Origin of the sequence: Faecalicoccus pleomorphus DSM 20574 (genome assembly GCF_000420345.1) — a bacterium.
In the GTDB taxonomy this organism is placed as follows: domain Bacteria; phylum Bacillota_I; class Bacilli_A; order Erysipelotrichales; family Erysipelotrichaceae; genus Faecalicoccus; species Faecalicoccus pleomorphus.
This window is the reverse complement of the sequence record NZ_ATUT01000007.1, coordinates 13,256-36,212: the sequence shown is the minus strand read 5'-3', so window position 1 is coordinate 36,212 and position 22,957 is coordinate 13,256. Positions and strand designations below refer to the sequence as shown.

Here is a 22,957-nt window from a genome sequence, read left to right as displayed (position 1 = left end):
TTCATGCCGAAACAGTTATTGAACAAAGAAAATATTGCTTGGCTTGCCAGTGCCATTGTGATCTTTCTGGTGTGCAGTGTATTAATGAATGCGGGGATCATCAACTCTTACTATCAAATTACTCTTTACAATATCTGTATTAATATCATTTTGGCGGTTTCTTTAAACCTTGTTATCGGTATTTGTGGTCAGTTTTCCTTGGGACATGCCGGCTTTATGTGTATCGGTGCGTACAGTGCCGGAATTGTTACGAAAATGATGCCGAATCTGGGCGGCCTTTTCTTAGGCTTATTGGTTGGATTTGTGATTTCTGCGATCGTGGCGTTGATCGTTTCTATACCAACATTGCGATTAAAAGGTGATTATCTGGCCATTGCGACCTTAGGGTTTGCCGAAATCATTCGTATCATCGTACAAAATATGAAAATCACCAATGGAGCTGCCGGATTGAGCGGGATTCCTCGTTTAACTACTTGGCCTTTATTGATTATCGGCGTTGTCATCGCATTGGTCGTTGTGTGCAACTTTACCCGTAGTGCGCCGGGGCGTGCCTGTCTTTCCATTCGTGAAGATGAAATTGCTTCGGAAGCCATGGGAATCAATACGACTCGCTATAAGGTCATTGCGTTTGTGATTGGTGCTATATTGGCCAGTATGGCCGGTGCGTTATTTGCCTGCAACTTCTATGTCATCAACCCGACACAGTTTACCTTTAACCGTTCTATTGATATTTTGGTCATGGTCGTATTCGGTGGTATGGGATCGATGACTTCCAGTGTGATCGCAGCAGCTGCTATCGGAATCTTAAATATGATCCTACAAAACTTTTCCGATATTCGTATGATCATCTATGGTTTGGCTTTAGTCATTATCATGATCTTCAAGCCGTCTGGTTTATTGGGAACTAAAGAGTTCTCCTTTAAAAAGCTGTTTCAGAAAAGAAAGGGGAATCGCTAATGGAACCAATTCTTCAAATTAAAAATCTGACCAAAAACTTTGGAGGGCTTTGTGCCGTATCTAATGTATCTATGCAGATCAACCAGGGGGAGCTGATTGGTTTGATTGGCCCCAATGGTGCCGGAAAGACTACGTTATTCAACTTATTGACCGGAGTATATGAACCAAGCAGTGGTTTGATCGAATTCAATGAAGATGGTAAGAAAATTCAATTGGGTGGATTAAAACCTTATAAGATCACAGCTTATGGAATTGCCCGAACTTTCCAGAATATTCGATTGTTTAAGACAATGACGGTTTTGGAAAATGTAAAGGTTGCGATGCATAAAAATATTCGTTATGGAACCTTAGCAGCCATTTTGCGCTTACCTTCTTATTATAGTGAAGAAAAATGGGTAGAAGAAAAAGCCTGTGAGCTGTTAAAAGAAGTTGGATTGTATGGAAAACGTAATGAACAGGCCACCAATCTTCCTTATGGAGAGCAGCGCCGTTTGGAGATTGCCCGTGCCCTTGCGATTCAACCGAAGATTTTGTTTTTGGATGAGCCGGCCGCCGGTATGAACCCACAGGAAACCGCTGAACTGACAAATTTGATTTATCGTATTCGTGATAAATACAATCTAACAATTATCCTGATTGAACATGATATGTCTTTGGTTATGAAGATCTGTGAAAGAATTTACGTTCTGGATTACGGAAAGCTGATTGCCAATGGAAATCCGGAAGAAATCCGAAACAATGAATTTGTCATTAAGGCTTATTTAGGGGAGGAAATCTAATATGGCGATGCTGGAAGTAAAAGATCTTCATGTGCACTATGGAGTGATCGAGGCATTGAAGGGAATCAATCTGGAAGTGAATGAAGGAGAGATTGTTTCTTTGATTGGAGCCAACGGTGCCGGAAAAACAACGATGTTGCAAAGCATTAGTGGTATCAAAAAGAAGACCAGCGGTGATATACTATTTTTAGGTGAGTCGATTTTTAAGAAGAATCCAAAATTCATCGTACAAAAAGGATTGACACAAGTTCCGGAAGGAAGACGTATCTTTACCGGTTTGAGCGTTTATGAAAATTTGATGATGGGAGCTTTCTTACGTAAGGATAAAAAAGGAATCCAACAAGACCTGGAAAAAGTTTATGCACAGTTTCCTATTCTGAAAGAGCGAATCAACCAGGATGCTTCTACTTTATCCGGTGGGGAACAACAGATGCTGGCTATGGGACGTGCTCTAATGGCAAAACCAAAACTTTTATTGTTGGATGAGCCAAGTATGGGATTGGCACCGATCCTTGTCAAAGAGATCTTTTCGATCATCGAAGAAATCAATAAACAGGGAACGACCGTGTTATTAGTCGAACAAAACGCTAAGATGGCTTTGTCAATTGCACATCGTGCTTATGTACTGGAAACGGGAAAAGTCGTATTAAGCGGAACCGGTAAGGAATTAGCGGAAAGTCCGGAGATCCAAAAAGCATATCTGGGAGGATAAAAAGATGTTTAAAGTCAAAGATTACATGACAAAAGATGTCATTTGTACAGAAAAAGATGCCACGATTTCAGAGGTGCTGGAATTGATGAAAGAACATGGCATTCATCGTGTTCCGGTTGTGGAAAACCAGAAGCTGGTGGGTTTGATTACAGAAGGCATGATTGCGACATCGCATTCATCGGCCACTTCATTAAGTATTTATGAACTAAATTATTTGTTGTCCAAAACGACAGTCAACACTGTTATGGTCAAGAATGTAATTTCTATGAATGAAGAAGAGTTAATGGAATCCTGTGCTGAAACGATGCGTACACACGATATTGGGTGTATCCCCATTACAGACGAAAAGAACAATGTGGTGGGAATTGTTACCCAGAATGATGTATTTGGATGTTTCTTAAGTGTACTTGGATGGGAGGATAAAGGAACTCGTATTACGATTGCGGTCAAAGATGAATTGGGTGCCATCGGGAAATTATCAGATATTTTTGTTCAACAAAAGGTAAATATTTCACATATTGGGGTTTACTCATTTAAGGATGGTATCGCCAACATGGTTGTACGATGCGATGTGGAGGATCCTAAAAACCTGATCCAGGCTTTAGAAGAACATGGATATCAGGTATTGGAAACATACAAGAACTAGCTGTGAAATGAGCAAATTAAATATTTTGTAATGGAAAGGCTTAATCAGGTGTTAAGCCTTTTTATTTGTCTTGCATAAAGCACTGTTTTCTATACCATCTAGTCAAAAATTATTCACTATATTTATTTCCTGGTTTGGATTTATCGGAATGACTCATGATGTAGGGGATGCATAAATCTATCCTTTTTAATGCTCATCGAATCTATGAAGAAAGGAAAAAATAAAAACAAGGATTTCAACGGTTTGCTTGGCGTGGAAAACAAATGGCAATCTGTTTGACAGAAGTGGTGCAAACTATTAAAATGGCATAGAAGAGGTGAGAACTATGGAATTAGGCGAATCTTTGGAAGATTACCTGGAATCAATACTGGTATTAAGTGAAAAAATCGATCATGTTCGCAGTGTAGATGTAGCCAGCTATTTGGGGTTCTCTAAGCCAAGTGTATCGCATGCGGTCAAACTTTTGGAAAAAGATGGATATCTTCATTTAGACGAAAATAAATTTTTATATTTGACAGATGCCGGGAATCGGATCGCAACAGAAACGTATCGCAGACATCGCTTTTTTCGGGAAATGCTGGAAGAAATCGGTGTGCCAAAAACAATTGCCGAAAATGATGCCTGCCGCATGGAACATGTGATTTCCCAGGAAACATTTGATGCGATTCAAAATTATTATGAAAATAAGAAGTAAGTCATGGAAACATGACTTTTCTTTATATATACTATTAACATGAAAAGAATAGAAATATTAGCGCCGGTTGGCAGTATGGAAGTTTTGGAAGCTGCCATTCAGGCTGGATGTGATGCGATATATTGCGCGCTTCCTTCATTTGGAGCCAGGGCTTATGCGAACAATTTTACCTGGGAGCAAATGAAAGAGGTATTGGCACGTTGTCATAGTTTGAATATTAAAGTGCATGTGACTATGAACACTTTATTGTTTGAAGAGGAAATTGAACAAGCTTATCAACAGGCCAAACGTCTTCATGAAATGGGAGTAGATGCTTTGATTGTTCAGGATTTAGGATTGATTCATCTTCTGCATGAAAGATTGCCGGAACTCGTTGTGCATGCTTCTACTCAGCTTTCTGTAACGCAGGTTGAGCAGATAGAACAATTAAAAACATTAGGGGTTAAACGCGTTGTACTGGCAAGAGAGTGCAGTTTAGAACAGGTCAAAGCAGCGGTTCAGACAGGAATGGAAGTGGAAGTTTTTGTCCATGGCGCTATCTGTATTTGTTACAGCGGGCAATGTCTGTTTAGTTCGATTGAATATGACAGAAGCGGAAACCGCGGTATGTGTGCACAGCCTTGTCGCATGCCATATAAACTTTATCAGGATGGAAAGTTGATTCAGGAAAAAGAACAATATTTTTTAAGCCCTAAGGATTTATCATTGATTGAGCAGGTCAAAGAATTAGAAGAACTTGGTGTTTGTTCCATCAAGATTGAAGGCCGTATGAAATCCAAAGAATATGTGTTTGAATGTGTGCATCAGGTCTATGATGTACTGCATGGAAAAACACTGGGTAAAAAAGAACAGAAAGAGCTGCAGGTAACATTTAATCGAGGATTTACGAAAGGTCATCTTTATGATCAGCGAGGCAATGCCTTGATGAATACGAAAACCAGCAATCATCAGGGTGTTTTGATTGGTCATGTGATCGCGCAGAAAGGAAAACGAGTACGTATCAAGCTGCAGGACTCTTTACATCAAAATGACGGTATTCGGCTGGTATGGAAGAATGGTTCTATGGGTTTTCGTTTAAATTATCTCTATGATACACAGGGAAAGCTGATTGCTCAGGCAAAATCCGGTCAAATTGTAGAGATCAACATGCAAGAGCGTATTCCCGTAAAAACCAAGGTTTTAAAGACGATTGATACAACGCTTCAAAAAGAAATTGAGCAAACGATCGAAAAAAAACAACGAAAAGTGCAGGTTTCTTGTCATTTAGCTTGTAAAGGACCCGGATATCCTTTGGAATGTACCTTGTCTGAAGGTGATTGTTTGATTACGTGGCGCAGTGAAGAGGTGGCTGATGTTGCCAGGAACAAACCTTGTGGTCCGGATATTTTAAAACGTCAGTTTTCAAAAACAAACGATAGCTTTTTAGAAATTCAGTCCTTTCATTTTGCATTGGATGCTCCTTTCTTCTTTCCCCTGGGCGCATTGAATCATATTCGTAATCAGGCCATTGAGGCTTTCTATAAAGAAAAGACAAAGACAAGTCCAATCGTGGAAAAAATGTATGATGTTCCAATAACACCTCACCAAGTGCAAGGGAAACATTGGATACAGGAACATATCCATTCATCGATGGAAGGGTTAGCGGATTTACGCTACAATGTCACAAACTCCTATGCGATTGCTTGTCTTTTAAAGCTGGGATTTTCCTGTGTGGAATTGTCTTTGGAATGTAAGGATGCAGATCTGAAAGCGATGCTTACAGGATTTAAGAAACGATATGGTTTTGACGCACCGGTCATGAGTTATGTCTATGGAAAAAGAAGGTTGATGATCATGAATCATTGTGTCATCAATACGGCTTTAAGGGATGGACAAAGAAAGAATTGTACTTTATGTCATACGCATACGTTCTGCCTAAAAGGAAAAGATCAAAAAGAGTATTTTTTAGAGGGAAATGCAAAATGTCATATGTGTATTTTTGAAAAAGAAGCTTGGAATGGGCTGGATAAAATAGCGTATTATAAGAAGCTGGGCATCCAGAATTTTCACTTGTTCTTCTTGCGGGAAGATGCGTTAAAAAAAGTAAAAATTCTCAAGGAATTTCAGGCTAGAGTACAGGAGTAGATATTGAATCTGAGGCGCTAAAGTGGTATTATTTTTGTAGCTTAAGGCAAAGGAGGAACTTAATATATGCCTATTATTGTTGATGTATATGCTCGTGAAGTATTAGACTCTCGTGGTAACCCAACAGTAGAAGTAGAAGTAACTACTGAATCTGGTGCTTATGGACGCGCCATGGTTCCAAGTGGAGCAAGTACAGGAGAAAGAGAAGCATTAGAATTACGTGACGGTGACAAAACTCGTTACTTAGGAAAAGGAACAACAAAAGCTGTAAACAACGTTAACAACATTATCGCACCAAAGGTAATCGGTATGGATTGCCGTGATCAGGTTCTGATTGATAAAACAATGTTAGATCTGGATGGAACTCCATTCAAGAAAAATTTGGGTGCTAACGCTACATTAGGTGTATCTATGGCTTGTGCTTTGGCAGCTGCTGATTTCTATGGTATGCCATTGTACAACTACTTCGGCGGATTTAATGCGAAGACTATGCCAGTGCCTATGTGCAACGTAATCAACGGTGGTAGTCATGCAGATTCTACAGTTGATTTCCAGGAATTCATGATCATGCCTGTAGGGGCTACTTCTGAAAAAGAAGCGATTCGTATGGCTGCTGAAACATTCCATGCGTTAAAGAAAGTATTAAAAGACAAAGGATACAACACTAACGTAGGTGATGAAGGTGGATTCGCTCCAAGCTGTAAAGATGGAAACGAAGAACCACTGGAATTGTTAGTAGAAGCTATGCAGGCTGCCGGATATAAACCTGGTGAAGATATGTGCATTGCGATGGACGTTGCCGCCAGTGAATTCCACAACCATGAAACTGGATTGTATGAATTGAAGAAATCTGGTCAGGGAACTAAGACAAGTGATGAAATGATCGATATGTATGCTGAATGGATCGAAAAATATCCAATCATCTCTATCGAAGACGGACTTGGTGAACGTGACTGGGATGGATGGAAGAAACTGACAGATCGTCTTGGTGACAAAGTTCAGTTGGTTGGTGACGACTTGTTTGTTACAAACCCTTCTATCTTACAGGAAGGTATCGAAAAAGGTATCGCCAATGCGATCTTAATCAAAGTTAACCAGATCGGTACTTTGACAGAAACTTTTGATGCTATGGAATTAGCTAAGAAACATAACTACACTTGTGTAGTATCTCACCGTTCCGGAGAAACAGAAGACTCTACAATTGCTGATATCGCTGTTGGATTCAATGCAGGACAGATCAAGACAGGTTCATTATCTCGTACAGACCGTATCGCTAAATATAACCGTTTGATGCGTATTGAAGATGAATTGAATCAGCGTGGAGCTACTTCTATCGCTCAGTACAAAGGTAAGAAATCTTTCTACAATTTGTATAAATAAGATCATGACCCCGTAAGGGGTCTTTTCTTTTTATCGGTTTTCCTTCATAATAGTAGAAAATAAGGAGAATGTTTATGCAACAGGCAACACTGGAACAATGGAGACAACTGTATAAAGAAGCCGATGAATTAAAGAAAAAAAAGCCGTGGACGATCTTTGAAGATATTGATCTGATTGCCGTACAGCTGGAAGGAAAAAGAGAACCATATTTTTGCAGTATTATGGGGCGACAGGGAAACTGCCCAGGGATAACGATGTATTATGGAATGGATGGGTATTCTGATCTATGTATGATCATGTATTCGTATCAATACTCGGCTCCGACAACATACATCATGGGTGATATTACTTGTATGACTTGTTATTATGGAGATGTATCAGAAATCGAACCGGAACAGAGAAAATTGATTCAGGATCTGGGCCTTAACTACCAAGGTGCGAATGACTGGACATACTTTTATTCTTTTGAACCGCGTTATGTGCCGGTTACTTTAAATCGAGATGAGGTCGTACAATGTAGGAAAATCATGGAGGTTTTAAATAAGGTTGTTGATATGGTGATGGAAGATCAAGAATATCTTCCTGATTTTGAAAACGGTGAGCTTTTAATGGCAGGCTGGGATTCTGATCAGGAAGGAGAAGAGCCTTCCTTGACGATCTATCCATTGCCAGTGCCCAATACGCTTCCACGGTTTCTGACCATAAAAGTTGAGGATTCTGTATTGGAGGAATTTAAAGGGTATGAAAGAACGGATATGGAGCTTGTCATGGATTTGAATTATCTTTTTACTCCCATTGATGATCCGGATTATGATCGCCCTATCAATCCCTTATTGGTCTTAGCCTATGACTTAAAAGAAGATTTCATTCTGGCGGGTGATGTTTTGACTTTGGATCATGATGAAATGGAAACAGTGGTTTCTATTTTCTTTCATATCATTGAAAAGTATGGGATTCCTAAAAAGTTATATGCGCGCAATCCGCGCATTCTGATTGGCATGGAATATCTTTGTGAACAACTGCAGATTGAGATCGTCAATGATCCGCTGCAGGAATTAGATGATATTTATCAAGATATTCAACAAACGATTTAAACAGGCAACTGGTTACAGTTGCTTTTTTTGTGGAGTATATGAGTAGGGTTTAGGGCTTGGCCTTGGTACAATGGCATCAAGGAGGATCATCATGGACGGGATGAAATGTATTTTAAAAGAACGCTTTGATGCGCATAAACAACGTCATTCTTCGATACGATGGGAAGATGTAGAGAGTTTGCTGACCCAAGAACTATTAGAAGTTGTTTCTTATATGGAAGAGACAAAGGGAGAACCTGATGTTGTTGTGTTGGAGGGCCAGCTTTGTATTTGTGACTTTTCAAAGGAAAGTCCGAAAAGAAGAAGTTTATGTTATGACAAAGAAGCTCGATTGAAAAGAAAACAAAATGCACCGAGTTCCAGTGTGATGGAAGATGCACAGGAAAAGAAACTTGTTTTGTTGAATGAAGCGGAGTATGTATGGCTGCAGTCGATGGAAGACTTGGATTTAAAGACTTCAAGCTGGATCAAAACAGAAGATTTGATGCGTAAACAAGGCGGTGCATTATTTGGCAGTAAACGTTATGGAAGAACTTTTATCTACTGCAATGGAGCGGATTCTTATTATTCCAGTCACGGCTATCGTGCCAAAGTCGTATTAAAGACGAAGTAGGTTTCTTCGTGTATCTGAAAAGTCATTCTCACAGAGTGACTTTTTTTGTATAATGAATCTACAAGAAGCGAGGGATAGTATGAAACGATGGATCGTATGTGATTTAGATGGTTCTTTGATGCCGCCCAGCGATGGCTTGTATGTATCAAAGGCGGTTCAGGAAAAGCTGATTGCCCTGCAGGAAAAGGGAAATACGGTGATACTCAACAGCGCGCGTGTTTTTCAAGGCGTGTATCCGTTAGCACTGCAGATTGGAATGGATACTTTTGGGGGTTATTTGATTTCTTCGAATGGTTCTCATGTGTATGATATGCGGACAAAACAAGTGATCGATTGCACAAAAATGGATTCTGATCAAGTGTTGTGGCTCTGGCAACTTATGGAAAAACACAATATCGGAATCGGGTTTACGCAGCCAGAAGCTGTGATATGCAGTCAAATGCGTTTGGGATTTGAACTGGATCAGAAAAACTGTGATATTGATTATATTACAACAATGCACCCTACACGATATTTAAAAGCAGAGGTAGTAAAATGCTCGGTTGCGGCAAAACCGGAAGAATTGGAAACGGTTATGGATGCTCTTGAACCAGAAATTGGACAACATACGGACTTTCAAGTCATCCGCAGTACACCGACTCTATACGATGTTTTGCACAAAGAAGTTTCTAAACAGGGAGCATTAGAGAAATTGTTGAAGAGTTTACATGCAGGCTGGGATCAGGTGACTGTCATTGGTGATGGATATAGTGATGTCGAAAGCATACGCCTGGCAGCCTTGGGATGTACTTTGGAAAATGCCAAAGAAGAATGTAAAGAAGTGGCCGATATGATCGTTCCTTCCTGTTATGAAGATGGCTGCCTGATTTGGTTAGATCGGTTGTTGGAGGAAACCTATGAAAGTCATTGATATGCATTGCGATACAATTTTGGAACTTTTAAATCACCCAGAAAAGGGATTGTTTCAAAATGATTTAAGCATTGATATTCAGAAGATGAAAAAAGGAGATTATTTGCTTCAAAACTTTGCGTTGTTTACCGATCAGAAGGTTTTATCCATTCCGGAAAAACAAACAATGCGTCTGATGGATGTTTTCTGGAAAGAAATTGAAAAGAATAAAGATTATATCGCACCGGTACTTTGTTATGAAGATATTGAGAAAAATGAAAAAGCTTCAAAAATATCAGCTTTGTTGACCTTAGAAGATGGTGGTGTTGTCTTTAACGATCTTTCTATGCTTAGAAATTATTATCGTTTAGGTGTACGTATGATTGCGTTAACATGGAACTATCCTAACGGGATCGGATATCCAAACTTTTCTTTGGATGACTTTACAGACTATAAGCAGGCCAGTTCGCTCCAACAGATTGATACCATCCATGGCTTAACGGATTTTGGTATTCAGTATATTCGGGAAATGGAGCATTTAGGTATGATCGTTGATGTCAGTCATTTAAACGATGCCGGTTTTTATGATGTGTTAAAATACACGACAAAGCCTTTTGTAGCTTCTCATTCCAATGCCAGAAGTATTTGTCCGGTAGCTCGTAATTTAAGCGATGATATGATTCGGGCAATGCATGCTCGAGGCGGTGTTATGGGGATTAATTTCTGTGGTGATTTTTTAGAAGAGCATGCGATTCCAAACGGTCCAAGCCGCATTGAAGCGATGATACGTCATATTCTTTACATCAAAGAGATTGCCGGCATTGATTGCATCGGACTCGGTACGGATTTTGATGGTATCCACGCGGACTTGGAAATACCGGATGCTTCCTGTATGAATAAATTGGCGCAGGCTCTGTCAGAACATGGACTTACGCAGGAAGAGATTGAAAAGATCTTTTATAAAAATGTATTACGAGTTTATAAAGAAGTTTTAAAGTAATCTTTCTGTCAAAGTGCTTGAGTTCAAATATAGATTTCCGTTACAATGAGGCGTTGTAAGGAGAAAAATATATGAAGAGTTTTATGAATGAGTTTCGTGATTTTATCAATCGTGGAAATGTCTTAGATATGGCGGTTGGTATTATCATTGGTGGTGCGTTTACAGCGATTGTAACAAGCTTGTCAGATGATATTATATCACCGATACTTGGATTGTTTGGCGGCTTAGATTTTAAGGCTTATGTCCTAACTTTGGGAAGCGTTGAGATTGCTTATGGTAAGTTTATTACTGCTGTGATCAATTTCTTGATCATGGCTTTGATTGTTTTCTGTATGGTAAAAGCTATGAACAGAGCAACCTCTAAATTGAAAAAAGAAGAGGAAATAGAAGAAGCGGCTACAACTAAGGTGTGTCCTTACTGTAAAAGTGAGATCAGTATTGAAGCCACTCGCTGTCCTCATTGTACTTCACAATTAGAAGCGTAAAAAAATGTGTATCCTGAAAATTCAGAGATACACATTTTTTTATAATACCATATTGCCGACAAAGGCAAGAATAGACATCAATATGATCATGACAGCGCCATATGGCAGTACCATGGATAACAGTTTGGAATCCTGCCCTTTGGAATCCACACTGCTCAAGGCAATCGCAAGGCTTTGTGGACTCAGCATTTTTCCGACAGCTACACCTAGGGAGTTTAAAGCTACGATCCAAAGGCTGTTGGCATTTAAGGCTTGGGCGGCTTCTAACTGCACCTGGCCAAACAGAACGCCGGAATTGGTTCCGGAGCCTGTGACAAAGGTTCCCAAAGCACCAAACCAAGGGGCGAAGAATGGGTAGAAGGAACCGGTAATCGCGATTACAAACGATGATATATCGCTGATCATGCCGGCATAGCCCATGATCTTGGCGACAGCAAGCACAGATAACATGGTGATCATCGTTTCTTTCATCTGGTTAAGCGTATCTACCAATACTCTACCAAAGTCTTTTAAGCTTGCCTTTTGGATAAGACCGCCGATCAATGCGGAAATAAAGATCCATACTCCCGGTGTATTGATCCAAGAAAACGAGATCACTGTAGGATTTTCGCCGGTATAAATGGTTGTCTGTGTGGCAAATTTGCTTAAGGCATCGTTGATTGGCATAACCATCTTACTTGTCAGTAACAAGAATACAAAGATCAAAATAAATGGACACCAGGCCACCAATGCCTTGGATACAGTGATGTTTTCCTGTTTAGCGATCTGCATTTCGTATTGGGGATCGCTTTTCTTTTTGGATGCGAAAAGGATCGTTAATGCCAAAGAACATACGCTTCCCACAACAACGGCCAGCTCAGCACCGACAAAATAGCTGACGGCAAGCTGTGGCAAAATAAACCCTAATGAACTGGCTAGTGTCACCGGTAACATTCCTTTTAAGGCTTTGGGGCCTTTACCGGTAGCCATAACGATCAAAAACGGAGCTGCGATGACAAAGGGAGCCAACTGCAAGCTTGTCATAAAGGAAAGTGATGTATTTTCCAGTCCCACCAGATTGGCTAATGTCACAGTTGGGATACCGATGGACCCAAACGGTGTAGGAACACCATTGGCAATCAAACAGACAAGACAGCTAAACAAAGGATTAAAGCCCAAACCAACAAGCATACTGGCAGGAATCGCAATCGCGGTTCCAAAACCGGCCATGCCTTCCATAAATCCACCAAAGCACCAGGCAATCAATAAGACGATAATTCGTTTATCGCTGCTGACCGAAGCAATCATTTGCTTAATGATTTCCATGGCGCCGGTCTTTAATGTCAAATTGTACGTAAAGACAGCGGCGATGATCACAAGAATGATCGGCCACAAAGCCATCGCAAAGCCTTCCAGGGCAGCACTTGCCATATCCATCACCGGCATCTGCCACTTGGTGATCGCAAGAATAGCGCTGATGACAAGGGAGCCAATAGCGGCCTTAAAGGTAGGCCATTTAAAAACTGTTAGAGCCACAACTAACCACAATATGGGAAGAAGGGCTAAAAGAAAATTCAAAAATTCCAAGATTTCACCTCTCCTATCAATCTCAAATAAACCGTTTCAATTATACGTGAAACTGCGGGGAAATCTAGAGAAAACTTGAAAAAAACGCAAGAAAAAAGTTGAAGGTTCAACAGTATTGTAAATAATTATATTTCTATAAAAAATAGTTGGCAAAAATGGTGGGAATGATGTATCATGGTGGTACAAAGTAGCACAAAGTGTCTAGATGTGGGGGTGATGGCACGTGTTCATGGGGGAGTATGCACATAACATCGATCGTAAGGGGCGATTGATTATGCCTGCAAAATTTCGTGAAGATCTTGGTGAACACGTTGTCGTTAACCGTGGTTTGGATGGCTGCTTGTATGTATATACTGCCAAGCAATGGGAAACAGTATATCAAAAGTTATCGGCGCTGCCATCAACAAATAAGGATGCGCGTATGTTTCAGCGTATGATGTTGTCGAAAGCAGCGGAGGTAGATCTGGACAGTCAGGGACGAATTTTGATACCTCGTACCTTGATTGAACTGGCAGGACTGGAAAAAGAATGCCTAATTGTAGGTATGGCTAACCATTTGGAGATTTGGTCAAAAGAGCGTTGGATGCAGTTGGAAGAAGAACAGTCCGGTTCATTTGAAGAAGCTGCAGAAGCCTTGAACGGCTTTATGGAGTAGTATGGAACATCAAAGTGTACTGTTAAAAGAAACAATCGACATGCTCGATGTGAAAAAGGACGGCATTTATGTGGATTGTACGCTGGGCAGAGGGGGCCACAGTGAACAGATCCTCAAACGTTGTCCACAGGGATTTTTGTATTGTCTGGATTGTGATCAGGAAGCAATCGATCAAAGTACAAAACGTCTGCTTAAGGTTTCAAATAATTTTAAATGTATCCATACATCTTTTGAAAATCTCAAAGAAGTTCTTGCCAAAGAAGGTGTATTTGGTGTCGATGGCATCGTGATGGATCTGGGGGTATCCAGCCCGCAGTTTGACGATCCGTCTCGAGGATTCAGCTATCGATTTGATGCACGACTTGATATGCGAATGGATCAGAGTCAGGAAATGGATGCCTGGAAAGTGATCAATACCTATGATCAAAAAGATTTGTTCAGGATCTTTAGAGATTATGGTCAGGACCCAAATGCATATCGAATCGCATCGCAGATCGTCAAAACTCGTCAGCAACATCCAATCGATACGACGTTTCAGTTAGTGGATGTGATCAAAAGTTGTTTACCGGCCAAGGTTTTAAGTAAAAAAGGACATCCGGCCAAGCAGATCTTTCAGGCGATTCGCATTGAAGTCAATCGTGAGTTACTACAGCTTGAGATCGTATTGCGGGATGCGATAAGTTTGTTAAAACCGGACGGAAGATTGGCTGTGATTACGTTTCATTCCTTGGAGGATACGATCGTAAAACGAATGTTTCGGGATGTAGCTGTTCAGAAAAAGGCAGATCGAAGGCTGCCGCAATTAGGGATAGAAAAATTAGAATATGAGTTGATTTCAAAAAAACCGGTAACGGCATCAAGACAGGAGCTGGAAGAAAATTTCAGATCACACAGTGCCAAGCTTAGGGGATTGAAAAAATTGGGGGCAAACTAAAATGGTGCAGAAAGGTACAACAAAGAAGCATAATAGAAAAAGAAGAAAACTGCGCCAGCTTCGTCCGGAGAAGCTGCTTATTTTAGCGTTTGCTCTTTCATGCGTCTTCTATTGCTTTTCCAAAATCGGCTTGAATTCATACAATATTACGTTATCTGTAGAAGAACAAAAGCTTGCCAGTCAGGTAGCTGAAAAACAAGACGAAGTGCATTCGTTGAAGACAGATATTTCAGCTTTACAAGATAAGAATAAGATGTTAGGCTTAGCTGGCGATGACCTGAATGAAAATCAGGACAATGTCTATGTGATCAATAACTAGTTGAACAGGATGGATATGAATGGCCATAAAACGTAAAGTTAGAAGAAAGCTGGATAAGCGAACACAGCGTTTAAGCGTTCGCCGCAGTAACCGCCAGCTTTATCGAATGATTCAAGTGATGAGTATCATAGGAACATTAGTGATTGCTAATGTTCTTTTCACTATGGTCACAAAAACACATATCTGGTCACAGGAGAATGTTTTAAATTCAAAAATTTCTTCTTCCATTGTGGATACGGAAGTGGAAGCCAAAAGAGGAACGATCTATGATCGTAATCATCAAGTCATTGCCCAGGAAGTGGATGCCTGGACCATCGTGGCTTATCTGGATGAAAGCGTCGTCGATGAAAATGGCGATCCGGATTATGTAGAAGATGCCGAAAAGACGGCTGAAAAGCTTTGTAAAGTTTTGCCGGATGCCAAGGAATCTAATGTCGAAAAGATCCTTGAAAAAGCGATGGATCAAGGATTGAGCCAAACAGAATTAGGTACGGGAACAAAGCGTTTGGATGAAGAAACGATGGAAAAGGTAAAAGATTTAGATCTTCCGGGAATTGATTTTATCGAAACGACCAATCGTTATTATCCGACGACACCATATTCCGGCACGATGGTTGGTTTTGCGGCTTATGATGAAGATGAGCAGAAAATCGTTGGTAAGATGGGGCTGGAACAGACCATGAATGATATCCTTGCCGGAGAAGATGGGCATGTGCAATACCAGCAGACGGTCGATGGAAGTATCCTTCCTGGAACTACAACGGTATATAAAGAAGCGGTAGATGGAGATAATGTCGTATTGACATTGGATAGTTCTTTACAATCGGTCGTTGAAAAAGCTATGGAAGAAACCATAGAAAATAACAGGGCCACCAGTGCCTGGGCGGTTGTTATGGAAGTGGAGACCGGTAAGATATTGGCCTGGGCCAGTTATCCGACGTATGACCAAAATGAACATAAGGAAATTCCTTCTTATACAGATGCCGTCAGCTCTATGGTGTATGAGCCGGGATCTGTTATGAAACCTTTTACATATGCAACGGCTATTGATACAGGAACTTTCCCATATAATACCATGTATCGCGCCGGCAGTTTTGAATATGGCTATGATGCCGCAAATAATAAAATCAATCGTGTAAGTGGTGTCGCTACGGGCTATCCAACCATTTACGATGCACAGGGAAATGATTATGGAACGCTGACTTTTGAAGATGGTCTGGCATTATCGAGTAACGTAGGTATTTGTGAATTGCTGGCTAATTATATGAATTATGATTCACTGGGTAAATATCTGGATCGTTTTGGTTTCTTCCAGGAAACAGGCATTCCTTATATCAGTGAGCAGACAGGTACTAAAAACATCGATGTTCCGATGGATTATCTTCGTACCGGATTTGGACAGTCCAGCTCCATCACGGTCTTACAGTTGATGCAGGCATATTCTGCCATCTTTAACGATGGTGTGATGGTACGCCCATATGTGGTCGATTCCATTGAAGATGCCAAAACCGGGGAAGTCAAAAAACAATATTCGACCAAGGCCAAGGGAACTCCGATTTCAAAGGAAACCGCAAACAAAGTTACCGAGATGATGAAGCATGTTTTGGATGAAGGCATGTCCGGAGAGCGTTTTGCGATCGATGGCGTCAGTATGGTTGCCAAGACAGGTACCGGGGAGATTTATAATGTAGAGCAGGGAAAATACGATACAGTCAACTATACGTCCAGTGTCATGGCTGCTGCACCGGCTGAAGATCCTAAGATCATGGTTTACTGGGGCATGATCGGTCCTAACTATGAAGCCTACAGCGCCAAGCAGTTTCAAGATATCATGCGCGCTGCTTTGATTGCTTATGGTGTCAGCAGTGAAACCAAAGAAAGCGATAAGACCCAGGCAGAAGAAAAGTGGGAAACTTACGCGATGCCAAACCTAGTTAATCATTCCGTCAGTTATGCGGGATCAAAAACAGAAAACTGGAAATGTCAGATGGTTTATATCGGCGGCGGCTCTACGATTCTTCGTCAATATCCACAGGCGGGTTCTACGATCAGCAGTCAGGATCGAGTGTTCTTGTTGACCGATGGCAATGCGATTACGATGCCGGATATGACTGGCTGGACAAGAAAAGACATAACAGCTTTCTGGGAACTGACGGGTATCCAGATTCAAACCGATGGATATGGAGTCGTGACTTCCCAAAGCGTGGAACCGGAAACGCCAATATCCACTGATACGGCAATTTCTGTCACAATGGAGTAAATAGTACTAAACTTCTAAAAAGAAATTTGATATAATTAAACATGATTTGAAAACAGATAAAAGGAGAATGCGAATGCGTAAGAAAAAAGTGTATGCGACTCTAGAAATCGCAGATCAGGAAATACGCCTAATCGTTCTGGAGATCTTTGAAGGCAGAAACAATGTATTGCGCGTAGAACGTGTGCACTGTTCCGGTGTTCAAAATCAAAAGATCATAGATGAAGCTGCAGTCGTCAAAGCTATACAGGAAGCCTGCAAAAATGCCCAGAGTGCATTAGGTTTTCGCATAGAAAGAGTGCTTTTGGCTATTCCAAGCATCAATGTACAACGCTGTTCTCAAAAGATCCATGTGCAGATTCCGGATGGAACAAAGACAATTCGATTGTTCCATATTCAGCAGGGATTTAATAAAGCCGTGGAAAAACAGTTGAGTGAGGAAGTCGTTTTTGTCAACATCAATCAAGTATCGTATATTGTGAATGGTGAACAGACAACAAAAATGCCGATTGGCAAAGAATGTGATGATTTCTTTATGGAAGTGGATTTGTTGTATGCGGATAAGGAAACGATGTACTCGTATGCCCGTTGTGTAGAACAGTCCAATCTTCAGATTTTGGATGTATGTATCGATGCTTATGCGATTGCTCAGGAAACAGGTGCTTTGATTGCTGATCCAACACGACCGGTCGTTGTCGTTGATCTGGAACAGGAACATTGTACATTGGCGCTTTTCCAACATGGGCGCCTGTTAAATACGACGACATTGGAACATGGTTATAAAACATTTACGGAAGAATTACAGAAGAAATATCATTTGAGTGATGCAATCTGTTATCGCCTGCTGCAAAATATCTTTACAGAGGATCAGGATGAAGCAAGCGATGTGATCTGTTATATCGAACAAAAAGAAGAAATGCGCGTAGAAATCACATTAAAAGAGCTGGCGCAGTCATGTCTTTCCAAGATTCGTCTCTGGATTTCAGATATCAATGAGGCATGTGCTCCGATTGCTGGTCAGTCGGCACAATCCATGCGTTATGTATTGACCGGACAGGGTGCCAATATTCGAGTATTGTCAATGATGCCTTCGGCCTTTAATGCTCCGGCCACTGTATTTGAAGAACAGACGATAGGGGCCAGAGATGGAGCCTTTGTATGTGGCTTAGGTATGGCTTATGCCTGGCAATATGTCAACAAGATTCGCCATGATGATAAGATCAGCGTCAACAACAACGAACTGGAAGCCAGTATCGATTCGATCAATCAACGTGCCAAAAGTGGAGCAGATGGCGGATTTACACAAAAATTGAAGAATGCGATTCTAACGGAAAAAGAATAAATGGAGGTAAATAGGATGACAGAATTCAATCAGGTAGCAACGATTCGTGTGCTCGGTGTCGGTGGTGGAGGCTCCAATGCCGTGAACCGCATGGTCGCCGATGGCGTAAAGGGAGTAGATTTCTATATCTGCAACACAGATGTGCAGGTCATGAAAAACTCTCCATGTCAAAATAAAATCGTATTAGGTCGTGAAACGACAAAGGGTCTGGGTGCCGGAGGAAATCCGGAATTCGGACGTAAGGCTGCTGAAGAGAGCGAAAGTGAAATTCGTGAAGCGATTAAAGGAAGCGACATGGTTTTCATTACAGCCGGAATGGGTGGTGGAACCGGAACCGGTGCTGCACCGTTAATTGCCAAGATTTCTAAAGAAGAAGGCGCTTTGACGGTTGCCGTTGTGACAAAACCATTTACATTTGAAGGAAGAAGACGTTCCAACAATGCTGCTGAAGGTATTGAAGAACTGAAAAAACACGTAGATTCTTTGATTATCGTATCAAACGATAACTTGTTGGAAGTCATCGGACGTAAACCGATCGAAGAAGCCTTCCAGGCAGCCGATAATGTATTGCGTCAAGGTGTACAGACCATCTCAGACTTGATCGCCGTACCGGCTTTGGTCAACCTGGACTTTGCTGATGTTCGCAGCGTTATGCAGAATCAGGGACGTGCTTTGATTGGTATCGGTATGGCTGAAGGAGAAGATAAAGCCGTTAACGCAGCTGAAAAAGCCATTCAGTCTCCATTATTGGAAGCACAGATCAACGGTGCTACAAGTGCTATTATCAATATCACAGGTGGCGATAAAGTATCTTTGTTTGATGCCCAGAATGCCGTTGCGGTTATTCAGGATGCAGCCGGTGGTGATGTCGATTGTATCTTTGGTATCGCGATCAACGAACAGTTGGGAGATGCCATTATCGTTACTGTAATTGCTACAGGATTTGAAGAACCAAAGAAAGTTTCCAAAAAGCGCAGTGAATCAAAACCGAAGGAATCTTTGTTCACACAGCCTTCTGTACAGGCACCTGCTACAGCCGGTGTTGTCACAAGTGTTGAGGAAACTAACGGGGACGATACGATTCCTAATTTCTTCTTTAACCGCTAATGTTTGTCATTTATATTGATGATTCTTTCTTTGGGACATCTGATTTCTCCCGGGATATGCGCTATAAGCTTCGCGTTCTTTTAAATGAAAGTCCTCTAGATCACATTTGGATTTCCAATGCGAGAACCAAAAGTGAGACGATCGAGCGATTCTTTAAAGAATTTGAAGATATCTCTTATACAGAAAGTACGGTTCGTTTTATGCAGGATCAAAAGGAATGGATCTTGACTAATACTTCATTACAATGTGAGGATATATGCATACGTCCGTTTTCTGGAACGTATTGTTTGGTCGATACTGAAACCTTACAGTATGAACGAATCTATCTAGATCTCTTTCCACAGGAAGAGACAGATTTGGCGACCATTTTTACGGAAGCTATTCAGGATGCCCTGCGAAAAATCAGCGGCTCAAAAGAAAAAATGAAATCTTAGCTTGCCTTTCCGGCAGGCTTTTTTTTACAATAATTCTAGATTGGAGTGACAAGAATGGTAGAAATCAAAACATTATTTTCATTAGATCATACTTTAGCCAAGGATTATTTAGAGCAGTTTACATATCCATGGCAGGCTTTAAAGGGCATTCATGACTTTATTTTGGAGCTTGGGCCGACTTTGAAAGAATATGAGGAACGACAACCTTTCGTTTGGGTCCATCCGAGTGCTACGATCGCTCCGAGCGCATTTTTAGGGGCCCCTTGTATCATCGGACCGGAAACAGAAGTGCGACATGGTGCTTTTATTCGCGGCAATGCACTTGTCGGAGCTGGTTGTGTTGTCGGAAACAGTGTAGAGCTTAAAAATGTCATTTTATTTGACGGGGTTCAAACGCCACATTACAACTATGTGGGAGATTCGATCTTAGGCTATAAATCGCATATGGGAGCTGGTTCGATCACATCCAATGTCAAGAGTGATAAAAGCCTGATTGTCGTGAAGACAGAAAAGAAACAATATCCGACGGAGCTGAAGAAAGTTGGTGCCATGTTAGGGGACTTTGTTGAAGTTGGTTGTAACTCGGTAATGAATCCGGGAACAATCGTAGGCAGGCACTCACAAATCTATCCGGTGTCATGTGTACGAGGTGTCATTCCGTCCAACAGTATTTTCAAAGATAAAGATCACATCGTTCGTAAGGCCTAAGGGCCTTTTCTTTTTGGCAAGACTATGGGAAAATAAAAAAAGAGTTTGAAGGTGAAATCGTGCATGAAATCAAAACATTGAGTAAAAAAACATGGGATGTCTTAAAAAAAGAAGGGATTAAAGGCGTACAAAAGCGAACACAACATTTTATGGCACAAAGAAAAGAAGCCAGTATCAAGGGAGAGATTTTTAAAGATGTGTTGTTTATCAATGGCTGTTCCCGTGATCTTTTAGGGCAGTCTGTGCGTTACAGGGTCGATCATCAAAAGGAACAGCTGGAATGTTTTGGCATGACTTGTGATGAGGTTTTTTATAAAAATATCCATTTGGATCAGGTGCGTTTATATCGTAATTTCATCTTATTTCGCTGCATTCATACGCCGGAACTGGAAGCGTTGGCCAAAAAGGCGAAAGAATGTAATAAAAGAGTGTATTACGATGTAGATGATCTGGTCATAGATACCTGTTACACGGATCAGATACCTTCCTTATCGACACTGAGCAAAGAAGAGCGTTTACGCTATGATGAAGATGTACTTTCACGTAAGAAAATGTTGATGCTTTGTGATGGAGCCATCACGACAACGACCCGTTTAAAAAAAGAGCTGGAAAAATACGTGCCTTCGGTTTTTATCAATCGTAACTGTGCCAGTTTAGAATTATGTGCTTTATCGCAAAAAGTGACAAAACCAGAGAATTCGAAAGTCAAGATTGGATATTTTAGCGGCAGCATGACGCATAATGACGATCTAAAAATGATCTTACCGGTCTTACAGGAAACATTAGAACGTTATAAGTCTGTAGAGTTGCATCTTGTAGGAGAATTGGACTATCCGGAAGAATTGCAGCCATTTTCTACGCAGATCAAAGTACATCCTTTAATGGACTATAAAGAATTACCGGCTAAGATTGCCGAGATGGACATTAACTTGGCGCCCCTGTGCGATACGATCTTTAATGAAGCTAAAAGTGAGATCAAATGGATGGAGGCAGCTTTGGTAAAGACGTGCACGATTGCCAGTCGTATTGGTGCGTTTGAAGAAAGTGTGCAGGATCAAAAGACGGGTATGCTTTGTTCCAATCTTCAGGAATGGAAAGAAGCTTTGGTCCAACTTATTGAAGATCCAAAAAAACGAGAAAAACTTGCCCAGGAGGCATATGCCTGTTGTAAAGAAAGTTATATTAGTATTTATAATGGAAATGCATTGATGAGATGGATACAAGCGCATCAAAGTCCGTCTGTTATGTTTGCGATGACAAAGGTTGAAATCAGCGGCGGCATCATGGTTGCCTTTCGACATATGATGGCTTTACGCAAGGCCGGAGCGGATGTATCGGTTTTATCATTGTATGATCAGGCAAAGTGGACGACTTTTCTTGAACATGAATTCCCGGTTTTGGAGTTGAACAGTGCCAAGCTGCAGGGACATATTGACCAGGGTATTGCCACGATGTGGCCTACCGTGCAGCTGTTGCAGGGGATTTTGGCCATCAAAAAAAGATACTATCTGGTACAGAATTTTGAAACGGATTTTTATGACTTTTCCGATCCATTAAAAAAACAGGCTAACCAAAGCTATCGCCCGATGGCAGATTTTCAATGCATTACGATTTCTAAATGGTGCCAGTCATGGCTAAAAGATCGTTTCGATCAAGAGGCATTATGGGCTTGTAATGGAATTGACACGAAACAGTTTTATCCAACAAAGCGAGAGATGAAAGGCAAGATTCGTATTTTGATCGAAGGCGATTGCGAGGCGACTCATAAAAATGTTGATGAAAGCTTTGAAATCGTGAAACAACTGGACCCAAACCGATTTGAAATCTGGTACATGTCTTATAATGCGACACCGAAATCATGGTATCGCATCGATCGTTTTTTTCATCGCATTCCTTATGATGAAGTAGCCGACGTATATCGTCAGTGTGATATTTTGCTCAAGACAAGTCTTTTGGAAAGCTTTTCTTATCCACCATTGGAAATGATGGCCACCGGTGGTTTTGTCGTGGCTTTATATAATGATGGAAATCGTGAATATGTCAAAGATGGCTATAATGCCTTGATCTATGAAAAAGGCAATATCCCACAAGCCGTTGATTGTATTAAAAGACTGATTCAGGATGAAAAGCTTAGGGAACATTTATATCAAAATGGATGTGTTTGTGCACAAAATAGGGATTGGGATTGTATAAATCGACAAATTTTAAGCCTTTATGGCCTATAAATATGGGATTTTTGTGTTATTTGTTCACCAAAAATTG

General features: G+C 40.9%; 22 protein-coding genes. 21 read left to right on the top strand and 1 reads right to left on the bottom strand.

The window, feature by feature from the left end; translation table 11 throughout:
* Positions 1-3 precede the first annotated feature (3 nt).
* The 12 genes from G413_RS0104545 to mscL all read left to right on the top strand — a co-directional run bounded on the left by G413_RS0104545 (position 4) and on the right by mscL (position 11,373).
* The gene (locus G413_RS0104545) at positions 4-957 is read left to right on the top strand and encodes a branched-chain amino acid ABC transporter permease (RefSeq protein WP_022789748.1); all 954 of its coding nucleotides are present in this window, start codon (positions 4-6) and stop codon (positions 955-957) included.
* Complete coding sequence (locus G413_RS0104540) at positions 957-1,736, top strand: ABC transporter ATP-binding protein (protein WP_022789747.1); 780 nt, start codon at positions 957-959, stop codon at positions 1,734-1,736. The genes G413_RS0104545 and G413_RS0104540 overlap by 1 nt, the downstream gene beginning before the upstream one ends.
* 7 nt (positions 1,737-1,743) lie before the next feature.
* Positions 1,744-2,448: an ABC transporter ATP-binding protein gene (locus G413_RS0104535; RefSeq protein ID WP_027969049.1), complete on the top strand. Its 705-nt coding sequence runs from the start codon at positions 1,744-1,746 to the stop codon at positions 2,446-2,448.
* 4 nt (positions 2,449-2,452) lie between these two features.
* The gene (locus G413_RS0104530) at positions 2,453-3,094 is read left to right on the top strand and encodes a CBS and ACT domain-containing protein (RefSeq protein WP_022789745.1); all 642 of its coding nucleotides are present in this window, start codon (positions 2,453-2,455) and stop codon (positions 3,092-3,094) included.
* Between the two features lie 325 nt (positions 3,095-3,419).
* Positions 3,420-3,788 carry a metal-dependent transcriptional regulator gene (locus G413_RS0104520; protein ID WP_022789744.1) on the top strand — a complete coding sequence of 123 codons (369 nt, stop codon included), beginning with the start codon at positions 3,420-3,422 and terminating at the stop codon, positions 3,786-3,788.
* Between the two features lie 39 nt (positions 3,789-3,827).
* Entirely contained in the window at positions 3,828-5,912 is a 2,085-nt protein-coding gene (locus G413_RS0104515; protein ID WP_022789743.1) for a peptidase U32 family protein, read from the top strand.
* Positions 5,913-5,978: 66 nt separating this feature from the next.
* Positions 5,979-7,292: a phosphopyruvate hydratase gene (gene eno / locus G413_RS0104510; RefSeq protein WP_022789742.1), complete on the top strand. Its 1,314-nt coding sequence runs from the start codon at positions 5,979-5,981 to the stop codon at positions 7,290-7,292.
* Between the two features lie 74 nt (positions 7,293-7,366).
* A complete protein-coding gene (locus G413_RS0104505) occupies positions 7,367-8,386 on the top strand; it encodes a DUF7309 domain-containing protein (RefSeq protein ID WP_022789741.1) in 1,020 nt (339 codons plus the stop codon).
* 91 nt (positions 8,387-8,477) lie between these two features.
* Positions 8,478-8,999: a DUF4256 domain-containing protein gene (locus tag G413_RS0104500; protein WP_022789740.1), complete on the top strand. Its 522-nt coding sequence runs from the start codon at positions 8,478-8,480 to the stop codon at positions 8,997-8,999.
* 79 nt (positions 9,000-9,078) lie between these two features.
* Positions 9,079-9,909: an HAD-IIB family hydrolase gene (locus tag G413_RS0104495; RefSeq protein ID WP_022789739.1), complete on the top strand. Its 831-nt coding sequence runs from the start codon at positions 9,079-9,081 to the stop codon at positions 9,907-9,909.
* Positions 9,896-10,888, top strand: a complete 993-nt coding sequence (locus G413_RS0104490; protein ID WP_022789738.1) for a dipeptidase — start codon at positions 9,896-9,898, stop codon at positions 10,886-10,888. Before G413_RS0104495 ends, G413_RS0104490 begins: the two co-directional genes overlap by 14 nt.
* A gap of 71 nt (positions 10,889-10,959) precedes the next feature.
* Entirely contained in the window at positions 10,960-11,373 is a 414-nt protein-coding gene (gene mscL / locus G413_RS0104485) for a large conductance mechanosensitive channel protein MscL (protein ID WP_022789737.1), read from the top strand.
* A 39-nt stretch (positions 11,374-11,412) separates the two neighbouring features.
* Here the strand turns inward: mscL and G413_RS0104480 are convergent, their stop codons facing one another.
* Complete coding sequence (locus G413_RS0104480) at positions 11,413-12,939, bottom strand: L-lactate permease (protein ID WP_022789736.1); 1,527 nt, start codon at positions 12,937-12,939, stop codon at positions 11,413-11,415.
* A 229-nt stretch (positions 12,940-13,168) separates the two neighbouring features.
* Between G413_RS0104480 and mraZ the strand changes: the two genes are divergently transcribed.
* The 9 genes from mraZ (at position 13,169) to G413_RS0104435 (ending at position 22,920) form a co-directional block, all read left to right on the top strand.
* Positions 13,169-13,594 (top strand): division/cell wall cluster transcriptional repressor MraZ, encoded by a 426-nt coding sequence (mraZ, locus tag G413_RS0104475; RefSeq protein WP_206198251.1) that lies wholly within the window; start codon positions 13,169-13,171, stop codon positions 13,592-13,594.
* A 1-nt stretch (position 13,595) separates the two neighbouring features.
* Positions 13,596-14,528: a 16S rRNA (cytosine(1402)-N(4))-methyltransferase RsmH gene (rsmH, locus tag G413_RS0104470; RefSeq protein ID WP_022789734.1), complete on the top strand. Its 933-nt coding sequence runs from the start codon at positions 13,596-13,598 to the stop codon at positions 14,526-14,528.
* Position 14,529: 1 nt separating this feature from the next.
* On the top strand, positions 14,530-14,847 hold the full coding sequence (locus tag G413_RS0104465) for a hypothetical protein (protein ID WP_022789733.1): 318 nt from the start codon (positions 14,530-14,532) through the stop codon (positions 14,845-14,847).
* 19 nt (positions 14,848-14,866) lie between these two features.
* Positions 14,867-17,107, top strand: a complete 2,241-nt coding sequence (locus G413_RS0104460) for a penicillin-binding protein (protein ID WP_022789732.1) — start codon at positions 14,867-14,869, stop codon at positions 17,105-17,107.
* Positions 17,108-17,180: 73 nt separating this feature from the next.
* Entirely contained in the window at positions 17,181-18,446 is a 1,266-nt protein-coding gene (locus G413_RS0104455; RefSeq protein ID WP_022789731.1) for a cell division protein FtsA, read from the top strand.
* Between the two features lie 15 nt (positions 18,447-18,461).
* On the top strand, positions 18,462-19,553 hold the full coding sequence (gene ftsZ, locus G413_RS0104450; protein ID WP_022789730.1) for a cell division protein FtsZ: 1,092 nt from the start codon (positions 18,462-18,464) through the stop codon (positions 19,551-19,553).
* A complete protein-coding gene (locus tag G413_RS0104445) occupies positions 19,553-19,987 on the top strand; it encodes a hypothetical protein (RefSeq protein WP_022789729.1) in 435 nt (144 codons plus the stop codon). The genes ftsZ and G413_RS0104445 overlap by 1 nt, the downstream gene beginning before the upstream one ends.
* A gap of 54 nt (positions 19,988-20,041) precedes the next feature.
* Complete coding sequence (locus G413_RS0104440) at positions 20,042-20,695, top strand: LbetaH domain-containing protein (protein WP_022789728.1); 654 nt, start codon at positions 20,042-20,044, stop codon at positions 20,693-20,695.
* A 59-nt stretch (positions 20,696-20,754) separates the two neighbouring features.
* Positions 20,755-22,920, top strand: coding sequence for a glycosyltransferase (locus G413_RS0104435; RefSeq protein ID WP_022789727.1), 2,166 nt, complete (start codon positions 20,755-20,757; stop codon positions 22,918-22,920).
* The last annotated feature ends 37 nt before the right edge of the window (positions 22,921-22,957 follow it).